At 63.2% G+C, this 21650-nt stretch carries 16 protein-coding genes and 1 pseudogene; 14 read left to right on the top strand and 3 right to left on the bottom strand.

What is annotated here, in order from left to right; translation table 11 throughout:
* The first annotated feature begins 109 nt into the window (after positions 1 to 109).
* From NTD80_RS04175 to NTD80_RS04135, 9 genes and pseudogenes are all read left to right on the top strand, one after another.
* Positions 110 to 1474 (top strand): APC family permease, encoded by a 1365-nt coding sequence (locus NTD80_RS04175; protein WP_065905113.1) that lies wholly within the window; start codon positions 110 to 112, stop codon positions 1472 to 1474.
* Between the two features lie 9 nt (positions 1475 to 1483).
* Positions 1484 to 2587, top strand: a complete 1104-nt coding sequence (locus NTD80_RS04170; RefSeq protein WP_262132265.1) for a P1 family peptidase — start codon at positions 1484 to 1486, stop codon at positions 2585 to 2587.
* Between the two features lie 366 nt (positions 2588 to 2953).
* On the top strand, positions 2954 to 4387 hold the full coding sequence (locus NTD80_RS04165) for a serralysin family metalloprotease (protein WP_065905116.1): 1434 nt from the start codon (positions 2954 to 2956) through the stop codon (positions 4385 to 4387).
* 49 nt (positions 4388 to 4436) lie between these two features.
* Complete coding sequence (locus tag NTD80_RS04160; protein ID WP_262132263.1) at positions 4437 to 4805, top strand: protease inhibitor Inh/omp19 family protein; 369 nt, start codon at positions 4437 to 4439, stop codon at positions 4803 to 4805.
* Positions 4806 to 4906: 101 nt separating this feature from the next.
* Entirely contained in the window at positions 4907 to 6658 is a 1752-nt protein-coding gene (locus NTD80_RS04155) for a type I secretion system permease/ATPase (protein ID WP_201144375.1), read from the top strand.
* Positions 6655 to 7956, top strand: coding sequence for an HlyD family type I secretion periplasmic adaptor subunit (locus NTD80_RS04150; RefSeq protein ID WP_262132262.1), 1302 nt, complete (start codon positions 6655 to 6657; stop codon positions 7954 to 7956). The genes NTD80_RS04155 and NTD80_RS04150 overlap by 4 nt, the downstream gene beginning before the upstream one ends.
* 2 nt (positions 7957 to 7958) lie before the next feature.
* A pseudogene (locus tag NTD80_RS04145) lies at positions 7959 to 9284 on the top strand (TolC family outer membrane protein); the annotation flags it as partial.
* A 188-nt stretch (positions 9285 to 9472) separates the two neighbouring features.
* Entirely contained in the window at positions 9473 to 10903 is a 1431-nt protein-coding gene (locus NTD80_RS04140) for a lipase (RefSeq protein WP_262132259.1), read from the top strand.
* Positions 10904 to 10988: 85 nt separating this feature from the next.
* Entirely contained in the window at positions 10989 to 11153 is a 165-nt protein-coding gene (locus NTD80_RS04135) for a hypothetical protein (protein ID WP_162946084.1), read from the top strand.
* A 42-nt stretch (positions 11154 to 11195) separates the two neighbouring features.
* Here NTD80_RS04135 and NTD80_RS04130 read toward each other — a convergent pair whose 3' ends face one another.
* Positions 11196 to 11420 carry a YgdI/YgdR family lipoprotein gene (locus NTD80_RS04130; RefSeq protein ID WP_065905126.1) on the bottom strand — a complete coding sequence of 75 codons (225 nt, stop codon included), beginning with the start codon at positions 11418 to 11420 and terminating at the stop codon, positions 11196 to 11198.
* Positions 11421 to 11605: 185 nt separating this feature from the next.
* On the opposite strand from NTD80_RS04130, the gene NTD80_RS04125 reads away from it, so the two are divergent.
* The 3 genes from NTD80_RS04125 (at position 11606) to NTD80_RS04115 (ending at position 16648) form a co-directional block, all read left to right on the top strand.
* Entirely contained in the window at positions 11606 to 13255 is a 1650-nt protein-coding gene (locus NTD80_RS04125; protein WP_262132256.1) for a VRR-NUC domain-containing protein, read from the top strand.
* On the top strand, positions 13252 to 15516 hold the full coding sequence (locus NTD80_RS04120; protein ID WP_262132255.1) for an ATP-dependent DNA helicase: 2265 nt from the start codon (positions 13252 to 13254) through the stop codon (positions 15514 to 15516). The genes NTD80_RS04125 and NTD80_RS04120 overlap by 4 nt, the downstream gene beginning before the upstream one ends.
* 190 nt (positions 15517 to 15706) lie before the next feature.
* The gene (locus NTD80_RS04115; RefSeq protein WP_262132253.1) at positions 15707 to 16648 is read left to right on the top strand and encodes an alpha/beta fold hydrolase; all 942 of its coding nucleotides are present in this window, start codon (positions 15707 to 15709) and stop codon (positions 16646 to 16648) included.
* Here NTD80_RS04115 and NTD80_RS04110 read toward each other — a convergent pair.
* Both NTD80_RS04110 and NTD80_RS04105 read right to left on the bottom strand, forming a co-directional pair.
* Positions 16611 to 18077, bottom strand: a complete 1467-nt coding sequence (locus NTD80_RS04110; protein ID WP_106803900.1) for a sensor histidine kinase — start codon at positions 18075 to 18077, stop codon at positions 16611 to 16613. The two genes, NTD80_RS04115 and NTD80_RS04110, sit on opposite strands and share 38 nt — an antisense overlap.
* Positions 18074 to 18784: a response regulator transcription factor gene (locus NTD80_RS04105; RefSeq protein WP_065905138.1), complete on the bottom strand. Its 711-nt coding sequence runs from the start codon at positions 18782 to 18784 to the stop codon at positions 18074 to 18076. The genes NTD80_RS04110 and NTD80_RS04105 overlap by 4 nt, the downstream gene beginning before the upstream one ends.
* A gap of 453 nt (positions 18785 to 19237) precedes the next feature.
* Between NTD80_RS04105 and msrB the strand changes: the two genes are divergently transcribed.
* Both msrB and NTD80_RS04095 read left to right on the top strand, forming a co-directional pair.
* On the top strand, positions 19238 to 19738 hold the full coding sequence (gene msrB, locus NTD80_RS04100) for a peptide-methionine (R)-S-oxide reductase MsrB (RefSeq protein WP_262132252.1): 501 nt from the start codon (positions 19238 to 19240) through the stop codon (positions 19736 to 19738).
* Between the two features lie 35 nt (positions 19739 to 19773).
* The gene (locus tag NTD80_RS04095) at positions 19774 to 21537 is read left to right on the top strand and encodes a cytochrome c biogenesis protein DipZ (protein ID WP_262132250.1); all 1764 of its coding nucleotides are present in this window, start codon (positions 19774 to 19776) and stop codon (positions 21535 to 21537) included.
* Positions 21538 to 21650 lie beyond the last annotated feature (113 nt).

The following is a 21650-nucleotide window of genomic DNA, read 5'->3' as shown; positions in this document are numbered from 1 at the left end:
ACATAAACCCAGCGTTTACCTTCGCCATTATCCAGTGGGAAACATATCCCGCGATATTCAGACTTTTCGTTTCTGCCTCACACCAAGAACAACGACAGAGGATAACGATATGAGCACTTCACCCACGCCCGACGGCGTGCTGAAACCGACCCTGAGTGTCTTCGATGTGGTGGCTATCACCGTGTCCGCGGTGACGCCCGCCAGTTCCGTCTTCGTGATTGCGCCCTTTGCCATCCAACAGGCCGGCAGCGGGGTGTTCCTGGCGTTCGTGATGGCCGGGCTGCTGGCGCTGATGTTCGCCTTTTGCTACGCCGAACTGGGCCGTGCCCACAACAGTGCGGGCGGTGAATATGTGTATGCCAAGCGGGTGTTTGGGGGGATGGCCGGCTATGCGACGTTTCTGACGGTGCTGGTGATGTTGCTGTTTATCCCGCCGGTATTGGCCACGGGCGCCGCGACCTACCTGAACAACGCGCTGGGCACGCATTTCGACGCACAGACCGTCGCGCTGGTGATCGTGGTGTGCAGTTACGCGCTGGGTATCCTCAATATCAAGCTCAATGCCTGGATCACCGGTACGTGCCTGCTGTTGGAAGTCGCGGCGTTGCTGGTGATCGTGGTGATCGGCTTTGGCAACCCGGTGCAGCCCGCCAGTGTGCTGTTCCAACCGCAGATTGTCGAAAACGGCGTGTTGCACCTGGCGCCCTGGGCCTTGGTGATCGGCGCGGTGGGCATTGGTCTGTTTTCCTACAACGGCTATGGGCCGGCGGTGTTGCTCGCCGAAGACATGAAGTGCGGCGGCAAGGGCGTGCACAAGGCGGTGTTGTGGTCCCTGGGGCTGGTGGTCGTGATCGAGCTGGTGCCGATCACCGCGCTGTTGATTGGCGCGCCGTCGCTGAGCGCGATGATCAGCAGCCCGGACCCGATCGGCTATCTGCTGACCAGCCATGGCAACGAAACCCTGTCGCGACTGGTCAGCGCGGGGATCTTCCTGTCGGTGTTCAACGCCATCGTCGCCATCGTGATCCAGATCGGTCGCGTGGTGTTCAGCAGCGGGCGGGATGCGCTGTGGACGCCTACCATCAATAAGCTGTTCACCCGCATCCATCCGCGCTGGGATTCGCCGTGGCTGGCCACGCTGTTCCTGGCGATCCCGTCGGCGCTGCTGAGCTTCAGCTCCAACCTGGCCGATCTCACCTCGTTCAGCGTGCTGCTGATCATGCTGGTGTACCTGGTGGTGGCGTTGAGCGCGTTGATGAGCCGCGTACTGCTGCGCGACCGCGAGCACCCTTATCGCATGCCGCTGTGGCCGCTGCCGGCGCTGGTGGCCGTGCTGGGCGCCGGGTACCTGTTGGTGACCTTGCTGGTGGCAGCCTCGGTGCGCGACATCATGATCATCATCGGCTTGCTGGCCTTGTCGGTGATTCTGTATTGCATCAGTGGCCGGTTGAGTCCGGCGTTCCAGAAATTGTAAGGAGTGGTTATGCGTGCACGTCAACTAGGCATCACTTTGGGGCTGGGCGTCCCCGGCGAGTTGAATGCCATCACCGATGTACCCGGGGTGCGGGTCGGCCACAGTACGCTCAACACGCGCATTGATGGCAAGCAGGTGCGCACCGGGGTGACCGTGGTGCAGCCACGGGCCGGGGAGGCGCGCCAGCAACCGTGCTTTGCCGGTTACCACGTGCTCAACGGCAATGGCGATGCCACCGGCCTGGAATGGATCAGCGAGGCGGGCCTGTTGACCACGCCGCTGGCCATCACCAACACCCACAGCATCGGCATTGTGCGCGACACCCTGATCGCCCTGGAGCGCGAGCGCCTGGCGGACCCGGCGGTGTACTGGTGCATGCCGGTGGTGATGGAAACCTACGATGGCCTGCTCAATGACATCTGGGGCCAGCACGTAAAGCCTGCGCATGTGCGCGAGGCGCTGGATAACGCCGCCGGTGGCCCGGTGCAGGAGGGCGCCGTCGGCGGGGGCACCGGGATGATCTGCCATGAATTCAAGGGGGGCATCGGCAGCGCCTCGCGTTGCTTGCCGGCGGAGCAGGGTGGCTGGACCGTCGGCGTGCTGGTGCAGGCCAACCATGGTAAGCGCCAGGAATTACGCGTCGACGGCTACCCGGTGGGGCGCCAGCTGCTGGATATCCCCTCGCCGTTTGCCGAGCGCGGCACGCCGGGGATGGGCTCGATCGTGGTGATCATCGCCACGGACGCCCCCTTGCTGCCGCATCAGTGCCAGCGCCTGGCACAACGCGCATCCATCGGCATCGCGCGCACCGGCGGCGGTACCGAGGATTCCAGCGGCGACCTGTTCCTGGCGTTCGCCACCGGCAACCACGACTTGCCGCCCGCCGATTACGCGCGCAAGGACCTGCCGCTGAGCAGCGCACTGCAGATGGTCAACAACGATCATATTTCGCCGCTGTTCAGCGCTGCCGCCGAGGCGGTGGAGGAAGCCATCATCAATGCGATCCTGGCCGGGGAGGACATGCTGACCGACGCCTGCGTGAAAGTGCCTGGACTGGGCGCCGATACGCTGTTGGAAGCACTCAGCAAGACCGGCTGGCGTCTGCCCCGGTAATACGGGACACTCAGGATTAATACGTTAAGGTAATGGCTATTTAGTGTTGTGAATGACACCCTGCCAATATATTGGATCCATTAATTAAGCAGGCCGCCCAAGTTGGGCGGCTTTACTGCTATTTAATATTTAAATAACCGGCGCTGTCTTTTGTCCGACAAAAACTCGCCGGCCCAATAAACACGGCCTTGAACTTCTGAAAGTTGCTGGCGTGCCACTGTTTTGCCAAAGAAATACAAGTGGACGAAAGATTTCAAGTTGTGTCAGTTTTCTTACGCCTTCAAAAGAGGCGAGTGATAGGACGATCTCGCCCGCGGGGTTCCTATCGATCAAAACTGATGCATTTGCAAACAAGGAAGTACGTTTATGTCAAAAGTAAAAGAGCAGGCTATTGTGTCGGCAGCGCAAGTCAGCACGGCGTATTCGCAAATCGATAGCTTCAGCCATTTGTATGACCGTGGCGGCAACCTCACGGTCAATGGCAAACCGTCCTATTCCGTCGATCAGGCAGCCACCCAGCTGCTGCGCGACGGCGCTGCATACCGGGACGTGAACGGTAACGGCAAGATCGACCTGACCTACACCTTCCTGACCTCGGCTTCCTCGAGCACCCTGAACAAACACGGGATCTCGGGTTTCAGCCAGTTCAACGCCCAGCAGAAAGACCAGGCGGTGCTGGCGATGCAATCCTGGTCGGACGTGGCCAACGTGACCTTCACTGAGAAGGCCACCGGCGGCGATACCCACATGACCTTCGGCAACTACAGCGGCGGCCAGGACGGCGCGGCGGCCTTCGCCTACCTGCCCGGCACCGGCGCAGGCTACGACGGCACCTCGTGGTACCTGACCAACAGCAGCTACACGCCCAACAAGACTCCGGACCTCAACAACTACGGCCGGCAGACCCTGACCCACGAAATCGGCCACACCCTGGGCCTGGCTCACCCTGGCGACTACAACGCCGGGAATGGCAACCCGACCTACAACGACGCGACCTATGGACAGGACACGCGCGGCTACAGCGTCATGAGCTACTGGAGCGAGAGCAACACCAACCAGAACTTCAGCAAAGGCGGGGTCGAGGCCTATGCGTCGGGCCCGTTGCTGGACGACATTGCGGCGATCCAGAAGCTCTACGGTGCCAATTACAACACCCGCGCCGGCGACACCACCTACGGCTTCAACTCCAACACCGGGCGTGATTTCTACAGCGCCACCTCGAATGCCGACAAGCTGGTGTTCTCGGTGTGGGACGGGGGCGGCAACGATACCCTGGACTTCTCCGGTTTTACCCAGAACCAGAAGATCAACCTCAATGAGGCGTCGTTCTCCGATGTCGGCGGCCTGGTGGGCAACGTGTCCATCGCCAAGGGCGTGACCATCGAGAACGCGTTCGGCGGTGCCGGCAACGACCTGATCATCGGCAATAACGCGGCCAACGTGATCAAGGGTGGTGCCGGCAACGACATCATCTACGGCGGTGGCGGTGCCGACCAACTGTGGGGCGGCGCGGGCAACGACACCTTTGTGTTCGGCGCCAGCTCCGACTCCAAGCCGGGTGCGGCAGACAAGATCTTTGACTTTACCTCGGGTTCGGACAAGATCGACCTCAGCGGCATCACCAAAGGCGCGGGCCTGACCTTCGTCAATGCCTTCACCGGGCATGCCGGCGATGCTGTACTGACCTACGCGGCAGGCACCAACCTGGGGACCCTGGCGGTCGACTTCTCCGGTCACGGCGTGGCGGATTTCCTCGTCACTACCGTAGGCCAGGCGGCCGTCAGCGACATCGTGGCGTGATGCACGAGCGCGGCGCTTCGGCGCCGCGCTTTGAGGATGGAGCCGCTTGATGAAAGGTTTTTTTCAATCGATCGCCTGCGCTGTGCAGGTGATAGTCGTGTCGGCAGGAGCCCACGCAATGGCGAGCAGTCTTGTATTACCCAGCAGCGCCCAACTGGCGGGGCACTGGCAGTTGCACCAGGCGGATCAGGTCTGCGCCCTCGACCTGCTGGAACAGGCCAACGCCCTGGGCGGCGACGTGGCGTGCGTGGCGCAATGGCTGGGGGACACCCCCCGGACCTGGTCGCCAACCCCCGACGGCATCTGGCTGATGAATGCCGAAGGCAGCGGGATAACCCATTTGAATCGCCAGAAAGAAGGCGAATACCAGGGGCGCACGGCGTCCGGTGCCGTGGTGGTATTACACCGCGCGCCTTAGTTGCCGTTATAACGCTATAACCCAAGTTTATTAGTTGACCGCTCCTGATCGGGGTGCGGGCAACTATTGCGTGTCGTTTGGTTCAAGGAAGATAAACCACTATGGCCAAGCCCATTGCCGTGGCGCCTTTATTCAAGGCGCTGGGTGAATACAAGAGCATCCTGATCAGTGTCGGCTGTTTTACCGCGCTGATTAACCTGTTGATGCTGGTGCCGTCGATTTACATGCTGCAAGTGTATGACCGCGTGCTGTCCTCGCAGAATGAAACCACCCTGGTCATGTTGACGCTGATGGTCGTGGGGTTCTTTGCGTTTATAGGCACACTGGAAGTTATCCGCAGTTTTATCGTGATCCGTATTGGCAGCCAGTTGGAACGCCGTTTCAACTTGCGCGTGTACAAGGCCGCCTTTGAACGCAACCTGCAACGCGGTCAGGGGCATGCCGGCCAGGCGCTGGGCGACTTGACCCTGTTGCGCCAGTTCATCACCGGCCCGGCGCTGTTCGCGTTTTTCGATGCGCCGTGGTTTCCCCTCTACCTGCTGGTGATTTTCCTTTTCAACGTGTGGCTCGGGGTCCTGGCCACGGCGGGTGCGGTGCTGCTGATCGGCCTGGCGTGCCTCAACGAATACCTGACTAAAAAGCCCTTGGGCGAGGCGGGCGCCTATTCCCAGCAATCGAGCCAACTGGCCACCAGCCATTTGCACAACGCCGAGACCATCCAGGCCATGGGCATGCTCGGTGCCCTGCGCAAACGCTGGTTTGCGGTGCATTCGCAATTTCTGGGGTTGCAGAACACCGCCAGCGACACCGGTTCGGTGATCACGTCCTTGAGCAAATCCCTGCGCCTGTGCCTGCAATCACTGGTGCTGGGGCTGGGCGCATTGCTGGTGATCAAGGGCGATATGACTGCCGGGATGATGATCGCAGGCTCCATCCTGATGGGCCGCGTGCTAAGCCCCATCGACCAGTTGATCGCGGTGTGGAAACAGTGGAGTTCGGCCAAGTTGGCCTACCAGCGCCTGGACGATCTGCTGCGTGAATTCCCTCCCGACAGCGAGCCGATGAAACTCCCGGCGCCGCAGGGCCAGGTGAGCTTCGAGCAGGTCAGCGCGGGGCCACCCGGACGGCGCACGCCGACCCTGCATCAGGTCAGCTTCACCCTGGGCGCCGGCGAAGTCCTCGGCGTGCTCGGTGCCTCCGGTTCCGGCAAATCCACCCTGGCCCGCGTGCTGGTGGGGGTGTGGCCAACGCTGGGCGGCACCGTGCGCCTGGATGGCGCCGACATCCATCGCTGGGACCGCGAAGACCTCGGCCCGCACATTGGCTATCTGCCCCAGGACATTGAATTGTTCAGCGGCAGCATCGCCGACAACATCGCGCGTTTTCGCCAGGCCGATCCGGCCTTGGTCGTGCAGGCTGCGCAACAGGCCGGCGTACATGAGCTGATTCTGCGCCTGCCGCACGGCTACGACACGCTGCTCGGCGACAACGGCGGCGGCCTCTCTGGTGGGCAGAAGCAGCGTGTGGCCCTGGCCCGCGCCCTGTATGGCGGGCCGCGCCTGATCGTGCTGGATGAGCCCAACTCCAACCTCGACACCGTCGGCGAAGCGGCCCTGGCCAGCGCCATTGTGCAGATGAAAGCCCAAGGCAGCAGCGTGGTACTGGTCACCCATCGATCTTCGGCATTGGCCCAGGCCGACAAATTGCTGGTGCTCAACGAAGGCCGCCTGCAGGCGTTCGGCCCGAGCCAGGAGGTGTTGCGCGCATTGTCCGGCCAGCCGGAAGCGCCGAAGGAAAGGCCCGGTGTGAGTTTCAGTCGTCAGTATCAAGCGGGAAGGAATCCAGGTGCATGAGCAGTCTCACTTTTGAACAACGTGACGCGCGGTTCTTCGTGCGCATGGGCTGGTTGCTGACCGTGGTCGGTGCCGGTGGATTTTTCCTCTGGGCCAGCCTGGCGCCGCTGGACCAGGGCATTCCGGTGCAAGGCACCGTCGTGGTCTCGGGCAAGCGCAAAGCGGTGCAAACCTTCAGCCCGGGCGTGGTCAGCCGGATTCTGGTGCGCGAGGGCGAAACGGTTAAACAAGGCCAGCCGCTGTTTCGCCTCGACCAGACCCAGAACCAGGCTGATGTGCAGTCGCTGCAAGCCCAGTACCGCCTGGCCTGGGCCAGCGTGGCGCGTTGGCAGAGCGAGCGCGACAACCGTTCCAGCATTCACTTTCCCGCGGAGCTGAGCAGCACCCCCGATCCGGCCCTGGCCCTGGTGCTGGAAGGCCAGCGCCAACTGTTCAGCAGCCGCCGCGAAGCCTTTGCCCGTGAACAGGCGGGGATCCGCGCGAACATCGACGGCGCCACCGCGCAACTCGGCGGCATGCGCCGGGCGCGCAGCGACCTGACCGCCCAGGCCCAATCCCTGCGTGATCAACTGAGCAACCTGCAGCCGCTGGCCGACAATGGCTACATCCCGCGCAACCGCCTGATGGAATACCAGCGCCAGCTGTCCCAGGTGCAGCAGGACCTGGCGCAGAACACCGGTGAAAGCGGCCGCGTCGAGCAGGGCATTCTCGAGTCGCGCCTGAAACTGCAGCAGCACAGCGAGGAATATCAAAAGGAAGTGCGCAGCCAATTGGCCGACGCTCAACTGCGCAGCCTCACGCTGGAACAGCAACTCACCTCGGCCGGGTTCGACTTGCAACACAGTGAAATCAACGCGCCGGCCGATGGTATTGCCGTCAACCTCGGCGTGCATACCGAAGGCGCCGTGGTGCGCGCCGGTGAAACCCTGTTGGAAATCGTGCCGCAGGGCACGCGCCTGGAAGTCGAGGGGCATTTGCCGGTGCACCTGGTGGACAAGGTCGGCACGCACCTGCCGGTCGACATCCTGTTCACCGCCTTCAACCAGAGCCGCACACCGCGCGTGCCGGGGGAGGTCAGCCTGATCTCCGCCGACCAGATGCTCGATGAAAAAACCGGTGCGCCGTATTACGTGCTGCGCACCACGCTCAGCGAGGCGGCCGAGCAAAAACTGCAGGGCCTGGTGATCAAGCCGGGCATGCCGGCCGAGATGTTCGTGCGCACCGGCGAGCGCTCGCTGCTCAATTACCTGTTCAAGCCGCTGCTGGACCGCGCCGGCTCCGCGCTGACCGAGGAATGAGCATGAGATCGCTGCTTATTGCCGTGTTATTCAGCTGCGCCAGCGCTCATGCCGCCATGGGCCCGTTCGACGTCTACGAGCAGGCCCTGCGCAACGATCCGGTGTTTCTCGGCGCCATCAAGGAGCGCGACGCCGGTCTGGAGAACCGCACCATTGGCCGCGCCGGGCTGCTGCCCAAGCTGTCCTACAACTACAACAAGGGCCGCAACAATTCCCAGGCCACCTTGCCTGACGGGCGCGGCGGCAATTATCACGACGACCGCAACTACAACAGTTACGGCTCGACCTTCAGCCTGCAGCAGCCGCTGTTCGACTACGAGGCCTACGCCAACTACCGCAAAGGCGTGGCCCAGGCGTTGTTCGCCGATGAAAGCTTTCGCGACAAGAGCCAGGCGCTGCTGGTGCGGGTGCTGACCTATTACACCCAGGCGCTGTTTGCCCAGGACCAGATCGACATCGCCCGCGCCAAGAAGAAGGCCTTCGAACAGCAGTTCCAGCAGAACCGGCATCTGTTCGAGCAGGGCGAGGGCACCCGCACCGATATTCTCGAAGCCGAGTCGCGTTATGAGCTGGCCACGGCCGAGGAGATCGAGGCGCTGGACGAGCAGGACGCCGCCCTGCGCGAGCTGGGGGCGTTGATCGGAGTACAGAGCGTCAACATCGACGACCTGGCGCCGCTGAGTCCTGGCTTCGCCGCCTTCAGCTTGAGCCCGGCCAACTACGACACCTGGCACGAGTTGGCGATCAGCAATAACCCCACGCTGGCGTCCCAGCGCCAGGCCCTGGAAGTGGCGCGCTATGAAGTGGAGCGCAACCGCGCCGGGCACCTGCCGAAAGTCACCGCCTATGCGAGTTCGCGGCAGCAGGAGTCGGACAGCGGCAACACCTACAACCAGCGCTATGACACCAACACCATCGGCGTCGAAGTCAGCCTGCCACTGTATGCCGGTGGCGGCGTCTCGGCGTCCACTCGCCAGGCCAGCCGCGCCATGGAGCAGGCCGAGTACGAGCTGGAGGGCAAGACACGCGAGACCTTGATCGAACTGCGGCGCCAATTCAGCGCGTGCTTGTCCGGGGTGAGCAAGTTGCGCGCGTACCAGAAGGCGCTGACGTCGGCCGAAGCGTTGGTGGTGTCGACCCGGCAAAGCATCCTTGGCGGTGAGCGGGTCAATCTTGATGCGTTGAATGCCGAGCAGCAGCTGTACAGCACACGCCGAGACCTGGCCCAGGCGCGGTATGACTACTTGATGGCCTGGACCAAGCTGCATTACTACGCCGGCAACTTGCGCGACACCGACCTGGCCAAGGTAGACGAAGCCTTCGGGCCCAAGAGGGCCGAGCCTCCCGCTGCAGACAAGCCCCCTGTGGCAAGCCGACTCCCTGTTGCAAACAAACCGCCTGAGGCAAGCCGACCCCCTGTGGCGAGCGGGCTTGCCCCGCGTTGGGCTGCGCAGCAGCCCCAATAAAACCACACGCACAATCTCCGGCCAATTCCAACAACAAGAGAGACAAGACCATGGGTGTATTTGACTACAAGAACCTCGGCACCGAAGCCAGCAAAACCTTGTTCGCCGATGCCACCGCAATCACGTTGTATACCTATCACAACCTGGATAACGGCTTCGCGGTCGGCTATCAGCAACATGGCTTGGGGCTCGGCCTGCCGGCCACACTGGTCGGGGCGTTGCTCGGCAGCACAGACTCCCAGGGAGTGATCCCCGGCATTCCCTGGAACCCCGACTCGGAAAAGGCCGCCCTGGACGCGGTGCACGCAGCCGGTTGGACGCCAATCAGCGCCAGCGCATTGGGCTACGGCGGCAAGGTGGATGCGCGGGGTACTTTTTTTGGCGAGAAGGCCGGCTACACCACGGCCCAGGCCGAAGTGCTGGGCAAGTACGATGACGCCGGCAAACTGCTCGAGATCGGCATCGGTTTTCGTGGCACCTCGGGCCCTCGGGAAAGCCTGATTACCGACTCCATCGGCGATCTGGTCAGCGACCTGCTCGCCGCGCTGGGTCCCAAGGACTATGCAAAAAACTATGCCGGCGAAGCGTTTGGCGGTTTGCTCAAGACAGTGGCCGACTATGCCGGCGCCCATGGCCTGAGTGGCAAGGATGTGCTGGTCAGTGGCCACAGCCTGGGCGGCCTGGCGGTCAACAGCATGGCCGACCTGAGCACCAGCAAATGGGCGGGTTTCTACAAGGACGCCAACTACCTGGCCTACGCCTCGCCCACCCAGAGCGCCGGCGATAAGGTCCTGAATATCGGCTACGAAAACGACCCGGTGTTCCGTGCGCTGGACGGCTCCACCTTCAACCTGTCGTCCCTCGGCGTGCATGACAAGGCCCACGAGTCGACCACCGACAACATCGTCAGCTTCAACGACCACTACGCCTCGACGCTGTGGAATGTACTGCCGTTTTCCATCGCCAACCTGTCGACCTGGGTGTCGCATTTGCCCAGCGCTTACGGCGACGGCATGACGCGTGTGCTGGAATCGGGGTTCTACGAGCAGATGACCCGTGACTCGACGATTATCGTCGCCAACCTGTCCGACCCGGCGCGCGCCAACACCTGGGTCCAGGACCTCAACCGCAATGCCGAGCCGCACACAGGCAATACCTTCATCATCGGCAGCGAAGGCAATGACCTGATCCAGGGCGGCAAGGGCGCGGACTTCATCGAAGGCGGCAAGGGCAATGACACGATCCGCGACAACAGCGGGCACAACACCTTTTTGTTCAGCGGGCATTTTGGCCAGGATCGGATTATCGGCTACCAGCCGACCGACAAGCTGGTGTTCCAGGGCGCCGACGGCAGCACCGACCTGCGCGACCACGCGAAGGCCGTGGGGGCCGATACGGTACTGAGTTTTGGCGCCGACTCGGTGACCCTGGTCGGGGTCGGGCTGGGCGGCCTGTGGAGCGAGGGTGTGCTGATCAGTTGAGGAGGGCGCGACGGATTATCGGCGGTTCATGCGTTTAACGGTTACCTGCGAGGTGTATCGCCGGTTGCCGTACGAGGGTTTGAGCATGTCCCGACTTCGATTGTTGCTGTGTGCCGTGGTGTTGGGGTTGAGTGGGTGTGCGGTGTACCCGGCCTATCCGGGCCCATGTTGCTACCGCCCGTACTACCACTCCTACTATTACCATCCTTACTATCGCCCGTATTACTACCATCCGTACTACCGGTATTGATCGGTCCCAACAAAAAGCCCCGCATTGCGGGGCTTTTTCATCTCAGTCTTCCTTGCGCACCGTGGCGACGTCATCGGCCTTGACCCGGATGTGCTTGCCGGCAATGTCGGTGAATTCGTAGAAACCGTCGGCGGTCTTGGTCTTGGGGGTGTCCTTGGTCAAATACTGCGTGCCGTTTTGCAGCGTCACTACGGTTTGCGTCGCGCAACCGGCCACTAGCAGAAAAGTGAGTGCAACCAGTGGCAGACCCAAATTCTTCATGTTCATAACCCTTACCTTTAACCCTGAAAAAACCACGCCAGGGGCGTGGGCCACAAATGTTACGCCATCGACTCACCCATCTGATCACTTTTATACAAAAAGTTGCCTGCGCCATTTATCTATTAGCGATTGCCACCAGGCTTTTGCGACGGCACTCTGTATGCATAAACAGTATTTGATCAAAGCGCGCCATGGCCAATCCCCTCGAAGACCCGCTCTATTACCTGCATAACTTCCGCCAGGTCCTGCAATGGCTGGAGCAACGCTATGCCGACCTGCTGGATACTGACGAACAGCATTTCATTCAGCAATTTGACAGGTTGCCGCAAGCCTCCCAGGCGTTGCTGGTGCGCATGGTGATGCGCAAGGGTGTGCATTTTCGAGCAGGCAAGCTCAATTACCTGGAGGTCGGTTGTCCGCATGCCGCCGCCGAGCCGTTGCTGGAACTGGGCTGGGTGGATGGGCAGTGCCTGCTGGCCTTCGAGGAGCTGTTCGCCTTGCTGCAAAAAAGCGAACTGCTGGGCACCTTCAAACCCTGGATCGAGCAGCCCAGGGGCAAGAAAGCCGATTGGCTGGAGGGCCTGGCCGCCCAGTTCAGCGAGGCACGCAGTTTTGCCGACTGGTGCCCCGACCTTGCCGACCGCCTGTACAGCCTCACCGTCATGGAATTGTGCGACCGCCTGCGCCTGATGTTCTTCGGCAACCTGCACCAGGACTGGTCCGAGTTCGTGCTGGCTGACTTGGGCATCTACACCTACGAAAAAGTCGAGTTCTGCGCCGAGTCCCGGGGCTTGCGCAGTCGCGACGACGTGCACGGGTTCCTGTTCCTGCACCAATGCCAGCAAGCCTTTGAGGCCGGCGAAGCATTGGCGCAGGTGCTGGCGCAAGTGGCGACGCTGCACACCGACAACCCGTGGCTGGAAAAACGCCGGGCCAAGCTGCTGTTCCAGATCGGCCAGTATTGCGAGCGCAGCGCCGAACTGGACCTGGCGCAGCAGATCTACCGGGGCTGTGCCTATCCGGGCGCCCGCGCGCGGCTGATTCGCGTATTGGAACGCCAGGAGGACTACGCCCAGGCCATGGCCCTGGCGAGTGCCGCGCAACAGGCGCCGGAAAGCGCCGCCGAGCAGCAGCACCTGTTGCGCGTATTGCCACGCCTGCGGCGCAAGCTCGGCGCGCCGCCGTTGCCCAAGGCCAAGCCTCGCCCCGTTACGCGCCTGGACCTGGCCCTCGCGCTGCCCGAGCCGTTGATGTCGGTGGAGTACTGCGTGCAGGCGCACCTGAGCGAGCCCGATGCGCCGGTGCACTACGTCGAGAACGGGCTGATCAATTCATTGTTCGGCCTGTTGTGCTGGGACGCGATCTTCGCGCCGCTGCCGGGTTCGTTTTTCCACCCGTTCCAGCGCGGCCCGGCGGACCTGCACAGCGAAGACTTCCACCCGCGCCGCGCGGCATTGTTCGCTGCGTGTTTTGCGCAACTGCAGGATGAAGGCTACAAGACCACCATCCGCCAGCGCTTTAGTCAAAAATGGGGAATCCAGTCACCCTTCGTGTTCTGGAACCTGCTCAGTGAGGAGTTGCTGGAGCAGGCATTGGCCTGTTTACCGGCCGAGCACCTGCGCTACTGGTTCGAGCGGCTGTTGCTGGATATCCGCGCCAACCGCACCGGGATGCCGGACCTCATCCAGTTCTGGCCGGCGCAAAAGACCTACCGCATGATCGAGGTCAAGGGCCCCGGCGACCGCCTGCAGGATAACCAGCTGCGTTGGCTGGAGTTCTGCGGTGAATACCAGATGCCGGTCACCGTCTGCTATGTGCGCTGGGCGGAGTACGCCGCTTGAGCTATACCGTGGCCGTGCGCGCCTTGTGTGAGTTCACCGCCAAGGTGGGCGACCTCGACCTGCGGTTTACCCCATCGCCGAGCGCCCAGGAAGGCATTCTCGGCCATCGCACCGTGGCCTCGCGGCGCAGCGCGCACTATCAGAACGAAGTGGCCCTGGAGGGCGAGTACCAGCAGCTCAGGGTACGGGGCAGGGCGGACGGCTACGACCCGGACGCCAATCGCCTGGAAGAGGTCAAGACCTATCGCGGTGATCTCGACGCCCAGCCCGCCAACCATCGGCAGCTGCATTGGGCCCAGGTCAAGGTGTATGGCTGGCTGATGTGCCAGAAGCTCGGCCTCAGCGAGATCGACCTGGCGCTGGTGTATTTCGACATCGTCGGCGAGGGCGAAACCCTGCTCAACCAGCGCTTCCAGGCCGCCGAGCTGGAGCCGTTCTTCAACCGGCAATGCGCACTGTTCCTCGGCTGGGCCGAGCAGGAAATGCAGCACCGCGACGCGCGCAACCTGGCGGCGCAAAGCCTGGCCTTTCCGCATGCCGACTTCCGCGCCGGCCAGCGCACCCTTGCCGAATCGGTATACAAGGCGGTCAGCACCGGCCGCTGCCTGATGGCCCAGGCCCCCACGGGGATCGGCAAGACCATCGGCACGGTCTTCCCGATGCTCAAGGCGCTGGCGCCGCAGCAGCTGGACAAGGTGTTTTTCCTGACTGCCAAGACTCCGGGGCGCAAACTCGCGCTCGACGCCTCCCAGGTGCTGTTCGACAGCAGCCCCGACCTGCAATTGCGCGTGTTGGAGCTGGTGGCGCGCGACAAGGCCTGCGAACACCTGGACAAAGCCTGCCATGGTGATTCCTGCCCGCTGGCCAAGGGTTTCTATGATCGACTGCCCGCCGCGCGTACTGCCGCGTCCAAGGTGCGCCTGTTGAACCAGCGCAACTTGCGCGAGGTGGCCCTGGCCCATGAGGTATGCCCGTATTACCTGAGCCAGGAGATGGCGCGCTGGGCCGACCTGGTCGTCGCCGACTACAACTACTATTTCGACTTTGGCGCCATGCTGTTCGGCCTCGCCCAACTCAACCAATGGCGAGCGGCGGTGCTGGTGGATGAAGCCCACAACCTGGTGGAGCGTGCCCGTTCGATGTACAGCGCAAGCCTCGACCAATACAGCCTCAAGACCCTGCGCGATATCGCCCCCGAGCCCCTGAAAAAGCCCCTGCAGCGCCTGAACCGTGAATGGAATGCGCTGCACAAGGACCAACTGGCGCCGTACCAGGCCTATGCCGCCCGCCCGGAAAAACTCCTGCAGGCCCTGAGCCTGTGCGCCAGTGCCATGGGCGACTATTTCAATGACCATCCCGAGGCGCTGGCGGGTGACCTGCAAGCCTTCTACTTCGAAGCGCTGCAATTTGCCAAGGTCGCCGAGCTGTTCAACGAGCACTTCATTTTCGATATCAGCAAGCGCCAGTTCAGTGGCAAGCGCAGCAGTTCAACCCTGTGCCTGCGCAATGTGGTACCCGCCGAATTCATCCGGCCCCGGTTGACGGCGGCGCGCAGCAGCGTGCTGTTTTCCGCGACATTGAGCCCGCGCCACTTCTACGCCGACTTGCTGGGCCTGCCGGCGGACACCGCCTGGATCGACGTCGAATCACCGTTCAAGGCCGAGCAGCTGCGTGTGCGCATCGTCGATGCCATCTCGACCCGGTTTGTGCACCGCGACGCCTCGCTGGAACCCATCGTCGAACTGATCGCCCAGCAGTTCGCAGAGCAACCGGGCAACTACCTGGCGTTTTTCTCAAGCTTCGATTACCTGCAGCAGGTCGCACAGCGGCTGGCCGAGCGACACCCGCACATTGCGCTCTGGCAGCAGTCACGCGGCATGGCCGAAGCCGAGCGCCAGGCGTTTCTCGACCAGTTCACCGAGCACAGCCAGGGCATCGGCTTCGCCGTGCTCGGCGGCGCATTCGGCGAGGGCATCGATTTGCCCGGCGCCCGCTTGATCGGCGCGTTTATCGCCACCCTGGGCTTGCCGCAATTGAACCCGGTCAATGAGCACATGAAAACGCGCATGGGCGCAATTTTCGGCGCCGGCTACGACTACACCTATCTGTACCCCGGCATTCAAAAAGTCGTGCAGGCCGCGGGCCGGGTGATCCGCAGCCAGCATGACCGTGGCGTGGTGATGCTGATCGATGACCGCTTCGGCGAAGCGCGTGTGCGCCAGTTGTTGCCGCGCTGGTGGGCGCCGGCGACGGTAACCTGAGCGGCTGGCCACGCGCGAGCGCCTGGCCTGGGAATGTGCCTGCCCGCCGTTGGGGCGGCGTTGATGACCGCGCATTTGGCGCAAATGATGCTGGTGCAAATCCTGTGGCTCTATCACTCTGCCTGGGCGCCACTCCACGCGCCTGTGTCGCGCTGAAGCGCCGAGCGAAACCTACACAAGGAGGCCAGTGATGAACGCTATCGAGCAGGACAGGATCCAGGTCAACGGGATTGAGTTGAGTGTGTACATCGCCGGCCCGGAGCAGGGCCGGCCGATCTGGCTGCTCCACGGTTTTCCCGAATGCTGGCATTCCTGGCGCGAACAGATCCCCGCGCTGGCGGCGGCTGGGTTCCGGGTGGTTGTCCCGCAAATGCGCGGGTACGGCCAATCAAGTTCGCCGCCCGAGATTGCCGATTATGACGTGCTCACGCTGTGCGCCGATATCCAGCAGGCCATGGATCACTTCGGCCATGCACAGGTGGTGATGGTCGGCCATGACTGGGGCGCCGTGGTGGCCTGGCACCTGGCACTGCTCGAACCCGAGCGCATAACGCACTTGGTCACGTTGTCGGTGCCGTTTGCCGGGCGTGCGCGGCGGCCGGTGATCGAAATCCTGCGTGAGCTGTACGCCGACCGCTTCAACTACATCGTGTACTTCCAGCAACCCGGCGTCGCCGAGCAGGAGCTGGACGCGGATATCGAACGTACGCTGCGCTTGTTCATGCAGGATGAAGACTTGTTTTTGCAGAAACGGTCCGCCGACTCAAGCTTGTTCGACGGTGCGCAGCCCCCTGGTCCGCTACCGGCGTGGTGTTCACGAGAGGACCTGGACGTCTACGTGAAGACCTTCGCCGAGCATGGCTTTCGTGGCCCGCTGAACTGGTACCGCAACTTTGAGCGCAACTGGCAACGCAGCGAGTTCCTGGCCGGCCGGCAGGTGCTGCAACCGACGCTGTTCCTGATCGGCGACCGCGACCCCGTCGGCGTGTTTGAAGCCCACACCCTCAAGCGCATGCCGGAGTCGGTGCCGAACCTCGAGCAGCAGGTCCTGGCCAATTGCGGTCACTGGATCCAGAACGAGCAAGCTCAGCGGGTCAACGCGTTGATGCTCGGGTTTCTAGCGAAAACGTAAAGGTCGCGCCGTGCCCTGGGCGGTCGACCAGTCGAATGCTGCGCCCGTGCAATTGCAGGATGCGGTGCACGATGCGCAGGCCCAGGCCACCGTCGCGCCGCGCGCCGCCGATGGTGAAGGCGCGCAGGAACAAGCCTTCACGCAGTTCGGCGTCGATCCCCGGGCCACTGTCGCTGACGGTCACCGCCACGCCATCGGCGGCCGGCGACAGGATCACCTCGACTTCGCCATTCACCGGTGTATGGCGCAAGGCATTGTCCAGCAGGTTGGTGAGCACGCGTTCGATCAGGCCCAGGTCCGCCAGCACGGTGGGCACCTGCGGGGGTAGGGTAGCAGTCAGGGTGATGGCGCGCGCCTCGGCGGTGAGTTCGAATTTCTGAAAGATGTCCTGCACCAGGTCCGGCAGGGAGAAACCTTCGATCACTGGCTGCACAAAGCCGTGTTCCAGGCGCACCAACTCCAGCAGCGACTGGGCCAGGCCACCGACCTTGCGACTCTGGTCCAGGGCAATGCCGAGGTAGCGCCGGCGCTCTTCGGGGCTCAGGCTGGCGTCCTTGAGCGTCAGGGTTTCCAGGTAGCCATGCAGGGACGCCAGCGGCGTGCGCAGGTCATGGGAGATGTTGGCGACCATTTCCCGGCGTTCCTGGTCCTGATGGGTGATGGCCCGCCATTGTTCGCCCAGGCGGTTTTCCATCTGCACAAAAGCGTGGTCGAGCACGGCGATTTCGTCGCCACTGTCGAGTTCCGGGGTGGCCGATGCCTGGGTTTTCGGCGCACCGTTGATATCGAACTGACCGACCTTGTCGGTGAGCTGGCGCAACGGCCGGGTGATCCATGCGAAGGCGATGAGCCCCGCCAGCAGGCACAACAGGGCCACCAGGCCGATGGACCACAGCGCGATCTTCAGCGCCATGCCCGTGGCATCCTTGGCGTCGTACACATCATGGGCTTCGCCGAGCAGCACCACGTAGAGGAAGCCGGTTTGCTGGCCGTTGGCCTTGAGCGGCGCGGCGCTGAACACCTTGCGCCCGTCGACGCTGCGCGGGTCATCGCCAAGGATCGGCAGCATGGCGCCGCTGAGGAAGCGCCGGATCGGTGCCAGGTCAACCTGGTCGCGCAGCAGGTGGCCGCTGGGTGCGGCATTGCCGACCACACGGCCGTCGATGTCGAGCAGGTACACCTCGACACTCGGGTTGACCAGCATCAACTGGCTGAACAGGTTGCGCACGGCGTCGGGCTTGAGGCCATCGGCGTCCATCAACTGCGTGTCACGGGCGATATGTGCGGCCAGGTCACGGGACAGGCCTTGCACCACTTCCAGCTCGTGCATGCGGTTGGAGCGCACTTGCAGCCAGGCCGAGGTGCCACTGCAGATCACCAGCAGCACGGCGAACACCACCGACAGGCGCTGGGTCAGGGTCAGCTTCATGGCGGGCTCTCGGCGAACTTGTAGCCACGGCCCCACACCGTGAGGATGCGCGCGGGATTGGCCGGGTCGGCCTCGACCTTGGCGCGCAGGCGGTTGATATGGGTATTCACCGTGTGTTCATAGCCTTCGTGGCTGTAGCCCCACACGGCGTTGAGCAGGTCCATGCGCGAGAACACCTTGCCGGGCTGGCGCGCGAAGAAATACAGCAGGTCGAATTCCCGTGGAGTGAGGTCCAGGCGCTGGCCTTGCAGCGTCGCGTCACGGGTCAGCGGGTTGATGAACAACTGGCCGAGGTCGAGGCTGCCGGCGTCCATCTTCAGGTTGCGTGCCATCGCATCGACCCGGCGCAACAGCGCCTTGACCCGCGCGACCAGCTCCGGCATCGAAAACGGTTTGGCCAGGTAGTCATCCGCGCCCAGCTCCAGGCCGAGGATGCGGTGCAGTTCGCTGGAGCGCGCGCTGGTGATGATGATCGGCGTGTAGCGCGTCATGGCGCGGGCGCGCCGGCAGATTTCCAGGCCGTCGACGCCGGGCAGCATCAGGTCGAGTATCAATGCGTCCCAACCGCCTTGCTCAAGCAGGCGCAGGCCTTCGTCGCCGTCGGCGCTGTGCACCACCTCGAACTGCTCATCGCGCAGGTGCAGGCAGATCAGGTCGGCAATATGCGCATCGTCCTCGACCACCAGGACACGTTTGGGCTGATCCATGTAAGAGAAACCTTCGCTTGTCGTTCGCGCATTGTGCGGCTTTTGCAACAGTGTAGTTATCACGAATTGTTTAACTCTGCGTGAGGATTCCGCGACCGTAAATCCTCCAACATCCGCTTATCGAAAGAGCGCGGGTTGTGGTGGTTCTGGTTTTGGCTGTGGCAGGGGGGCTGGCAGTGGCAGTGACAGGGATTATGGTTGTGGCAGTGATTCTGGCAGTGGTTGTGGTTGTGGCGAGCGGGCTTGCCCCGCGTTGGAGTGCGTAGCGCTCCCGTTTTTTTGGGGCCGCTGCGCAGTCCAACGCGGGGCAAGCCCGCTCGCCACAGAAGCCCCCTTACTACAGAGCCTGCTTACCACAGAGACCTGCCCACCACAGAAACCTGGCTACCACACAAGCCCGCGCACTACAGGGTAATCGTCGCCCAATGGACGGTATGGATCGAGGAGAACAGCATGTATTCACGTCGACAAATTCTGCTGGCCGGTGGCGGCCTGGGTGTCGCGGTCCTGGCGGGTGGCCTGTTGAGACAGATCAACCTGGTCACCGCAGCCGAGGCCGCCGAGACGTTCGAGGTCAACCACACCGACGCCGAATGGCGCAGGCTGTTGACCGCCGAGCAATACAACGTCCTGCGCGAGGAGGGCACCGAACGCCCCTACACCAGCGCCCTCAACGACGAGCACCGTGCGGGCACCTTCGCCTGTGCCGGGTGTGCGCTGCCACTCTTCTCCTCGGCAACCAAGTTCAACAGCCACACCGGCTGGCCGAGTTTCTGGCAACCGCTCGACAACGCCGTGGCCAGTCACACCGACACCTCCTACGGCGTGGTGCGCAAGGAAATTCACTGCCGCCGGTGTGGCGGCCATCAGGGGCACGTGTTCGATGACGGCCCGCCCCCCACCGGCTTGCGCTATTGCATGAATGGTGCCGCCATGACCTTCACTGCGGCTTAAGCCGATGTTTACTTATCTGTCTAAGGGAAGATCCCATGTGGCTTCTGGTTCTCGCGTATCTGGGCGGCGTGCTGACAATCGTCAGCCCGTGCATCCTGCCTGTTCTGCCTTTTGTCTTCGCTCGCACCGGGCAGCCGTTTTTGCGCAGTGGCTTGCCGCTGTTAGCGGGGATGGCGGTGACGTTCGCCCTGGTCGCCTCGCTGGCGGCGGTGGGCGGCGGCTGGGTGGTGCAAGTCAATCAGTACGGGCGCTGGCTCGCGTTGCTGTGCGTGGCCCTGTTCGGACTCACGCTCCTGTTGCCGCAACTGTCCGAGCGCCTGACGCGTCCGTTGGTGGCGGCCGGCAGTCGCCTGTCGGAAGCCGCCGGGGCCGATGCCAGGCCGCGTCCGGGCGCCTCGTTCCTGATCGGCGTGGCCACCGGCCTGCTCTGGGCACCCTGCGCCGGGCCAATCCTCGGGTTGGTATTGACCGGCGCCGCGCTGCAGGGCGCCAGCATCGGTACTACCTTGCTCTTGCTGGCCTACGCCGCCGGTGCTGCCACCTCCCTGGCTTTGGCGCTACTGGTCGGCGGTAAAGTCTTCGGCTTCATGAAGCGCTCGCTCGGTGCCGGCGAATGGCTGCGCCGTGGCCTGGGTGCCTTGATGCTGGCCGGCGTCACGGCCATCGCGCTGGGCCTCGACACCGGCGTGCTGGCGCGGCTGTCGACCGCGTCCACCGGTGGCCTGGAGCAAAGTCTGGTGAACACGCTGAGCGCCAAGCCTGAGCAGAAGGGCGGGGCGATGATGGCTGGGGGCGCAATGATGGCCGCCGCCAACCACAGCGACACATTGCCGATCGAAGGTGCGCTGCCTTCGCTGGACGGCGCCGTGCAGTGGCTCAACAGCCCACCGCTGACCGCCGAAGGGCTCAAGGGCAAGGTGGTGCTGGTGGATTTCTGGACCTACTCCTGCATCAACTGCCTGCGCAGCCTGCCGTATGTCAAAGCCTGGGCCGAGAAGTACCACGACCAGGGCCTGGTGGTGATTGGCGTGCATGCGCCGGAGTTTGCCTTTGAGCGCGACGTGAACAATGTCACCCAGGCGATGAAGGACCTGGGGATCACCTACCCGGTGGCCATCGACAACAACTACAAGGTCTGGCGCGCCTTCAACAACCAGTACTGGCCGGCGCATTACTTTGCCGATGCCAAGGGCCAGATTCGCTATCACCATTTCGGCGAAGGCGACTATGCCGAGTCGGAGCGAGTGATCCAGCAGTTGCTGCGTGAGGCCGGCGCACAGAACGTCGCCAGTGGCCTGATCGAGGCCGACGCCAAGGGCGTGCAACAGGCGCCGGACATGAACGAGGTGCAGTCGCCGGAAACCTACCTGGGCTTCCAGCGCGCCGAAAACTTTGTCACCACCGGCACCCTGGCCACCAACCAGGTGGCGAACTACCCGGCGGCGGCCGGCAACCTGGCCCTGAACAACTGGACCCTGGAAGGCCACTGGAATGTCGGCGGCCAGCAAGCCACCCTCGACCAGGCGAATGGGCGGATTGTCTACCGCTTCCATGCCCGCGACCTGCACCTGGTGCTCGGCCCGGGCGCCGATGGCAAGCCAGTGCGCTTCAAGGTCAGCATCGACGGCCAGGCACCTGGCGATGCCCACGGCACCGACATCGCCCCGGATGGCAGCGGCACCGTCACCGAGCAACGCCTGTACCAATTGGTGCGCCAACCCGGCGCCGTCAAGGACCGCACGTTCACCATCGAATTTCTCGACCCGCACGTGTCGGCCTACGCCTTCACCTTCGGCTAACTGTTATGAATTGATAACCCCGTCAATGTGGGAGCGGGGGGGGGGGGGGGGGGGGGGGGGCCCGCGGGGGGGGGGGGGGGGGGGGGCCGCCCCCCCGCCCCCCCCCCCCCCCC

Origin of the sequence: Pseudomonas sp. 13B_2.1_Bac1 (assembly GCF_025466155.1) — a bacterium.
GTDB classification, from domain to species: Bacteria; Pseudomonadota; Gammaproteobacteria; order Pseudomonadales; family Pseudomonadaceae; genus Aquipseudomonas; species Aquipseudomonas aylmerensis.
The sequence above is the reverse complement of the archived record's forward strand: the minus strand, read 5'-3'. Positions and strand labels throughout refer to the sequence as shown.

Coding starts and splice junctions, on each gene's coding strand:
- NTD80_RS04115 (WP_262132253.1), top strand. CDS start 15,707: ATGAACGCTATCGAGCAGGACAGGATCCAGGTCAACGGGATTGAGTTG.
- NTD80_RS04140 (WP_262132259.1), top strand. CDS start 9,473: ATGGGTGTATTTGACTACAAGAACCTCGGCACCGAAGCCAGCAAAACC.
- NTD80_RS04175 (WP_065905113.1), top strand. CDS start 110: ATGAGCACTTCACCCACGCCCGACGGCGTGCTGAAACCGACCCTGAGT.
- NTD80_RS04135 (WP_162946084.1), top strand. CDS start 10,989: ATGTCCCGACTTCGATTGTTGCTGTGTGCCGTGGTGTTGGGGTTGAGT.
- NTD80_RS04150 (WP_262132262.1), top strand. CDS start 6,655: ATGAGCAGTCTCACTTTTGAACAACGTGACGCGCGGTTCTTCGTGCGC.
- NTD80_RS04170 (WP_262132265.1), top strand. CDS start 1,484: ATGCGTGCACGTCAACTAGGCATCACTTTGGGGCTGGGCGTCCCCGGC.
- NTD80_RS04155 (WP_201144375.1), top strand. CDS start 4,907: ATGGCCAAGCCCATTGCCGTGGCGCCTTTATTCAAGGCGCTGGGTGAA.
- NTD80_RS04165 (WP_065905116.1), top strand. CDS start 2,954: ATGTCAAAAGTAAAAGAGCAGGCTATTGTGTCGGCAGCGCAAGTCAGC.
- msrB (WP_262132252.1), top strand. CDS start 19,238: ATGTATTCACGTCGACAAATTCTGCTGGCCGGTGGCGGCCTGGGTGTC.
- NTD80_RS04095 (WP_262132250.1), top strand. CDS start 19,774: ATGTGGCTTCTGGTTCTCGCGTATCTGGGCGGCGTGCTGACAATCGTC.
- NTD80_RS04125 (WP_262132256.1), top strand. CDS start 11,606: ATGGCCAATCCCCTCGAAGACCCGCTCTATTACCTGCATAACTTCCGC.
- NTD80_RS04105 (WP_065905138.1), bottom strand. CDS start 18,784: ATGGATCAGCCCAAACGTGTCCTGGTGGTCGAGGACGATGCGCATATT.
- NTD80_RS04160 (WP_262132263.1), top strand. CDS start 4,437: ATGAAAGGTTTTTTTCAATCGATCGCCTGCGCTGTGCAGGTGATAGTC.
- NTD80_RS04110 (WP_106803900.1), bottom strand. CDS start 18,077: ATGAAGCTGACCCTGACCCAGCGCCTGTCGGTGGTGTTCGCCGTGCTG.
- NTD80_RS04130 (WP_065905126.1), bottom strand. CDS start 11,420: ATGAACATGAAGAATTTGGGTCTGCCACTGGTTGCACTCACTTTTCTG.